We start from the raw sequence: 1,177 nt of genomic DNA on the forward strand, positions 1-1,177 counted from the left end.
TAGTACCGAATATTTTGTTGAAAGAGTTGGAAACATCAGTTACATGAAACTGATCCAAAAAGATGATGATGAAAGTGAAATAAGCATTATAAGCTAATAAAAAAAACAATGGCTATTAAGTTTAGTCATTGTTTTCTTCATCTAATTTAAAAGTGATTATAGGAATATTTTCCTCGTTTAAAATAACGAGTTTGCAGTGTTGGCTTTCTACAAGTTTTAAAATTTCATTTAATTTAAAGTCACGTTGATTAAGTTTGTTAGTAAAAGAATTATAGGGCATATCATAAAAGAGCGCCATATCTTGATTATCTAATTTTCTTAATTGCATAAAATCTTTAATTTCTTTGTTTTTTGTTTTTTTCAATATTATCTCACCTCACAAATAATAATACACTAAAATTTGTTTAAAATCAAACACAATAATTTAATCCGTTATAAATATAACGCTATAAATTAATTAAATAACGATAAAAGTTATAATTGCGTTGACATATAACGAAAAACGTTATATAATAAGAGTGTCAAAGGTACAGAGATACCAAAATAAAAAAAACGGAGGAATTATTATGAACCTAACAATAGAACAAGAAGAGATGGTAGAATTTATTGAAATTTTAAAAGTTGCAGAAAGAGATGGATATAAAACATATATCCACAAAGAAAATAATTATGGTTACATTTTAAATGATGATTACGTTTTATATATTCGAAAGAACTATTTTGGCAGATGGGATATATCATTTGTACATAAACCATCTAGAAACAATGATATTATGTGCGTTTGTTACAGTAATTTATTAAATGTTGACTTAGAAACAATTGACAAAGCATTCATAATTGGATGTTCAAACGCTAGCAACTCAAAAGCAAAAAAATATAAAAATAGCCAAGAATGGTTTAATCAGTATTGGGATAAAGACAATTTGAATGATATTTCTAGAAACCCTTATTACTAATTCATTTTGACTATTTTAAATATTCAAAAGGTTAATAAAAAGGTCAAGGCTCAGCCTTAAATGAGCCTATCTTAAAAGGAGGTAAAAATAATATGGAATATAAAATTCAATTAAGGAACCCAGTAACAAAAGAAAAAACAACTCTCACAGCTTATACCGAAGAAATGGCATTGAATATGATAGAACAATCTATCAAGGACGGCTGGAGAGTTAAAAATACA

At 26.3% G+C, this 1,177-nt stretch carries 2 protein-coding genes; one reads left to right on the forward strand and one right to left on the reverse strand.

The annotated features are described in order from the left end of the window. Window positions 1-121: 121 nt before the first annotated feature. Window positions 122-364, reverse strand: coding sequence for a hypothetical protein (locus GQF29_RS18160; RefSeq protein ID WP_054690554.1), 243 nt, complete (start codon window positions 362-364; stop codon window positions 122-124). Between the two features lie 202 nt (window positions 365-566). On the opposite strand from GQF29_RS18160, the gene GQF29_RS18165 reads away from it, so the two are divergent. Next, window positions 567-956, forward strand: coding sequence for a hypothetical protein (locus GQF29_RS18165; protein ID WP_054690556.1), 390 nt, complete (start codon window positions 567-569; stop codon window positions 954-956). Window positions 957-1,177: the final 221 nt, after the last annotated feature.

Origin of the sequence: Coprobacillus cateniformis, assembly GCF_009767585.1 — a bacterium.
GTDB lineage: Bacteria > Bacillota_I > Bacilli_A > Erysipelotrichales > Coprobacillaceae > Coprobacillus > Coprobacillus cateniformis.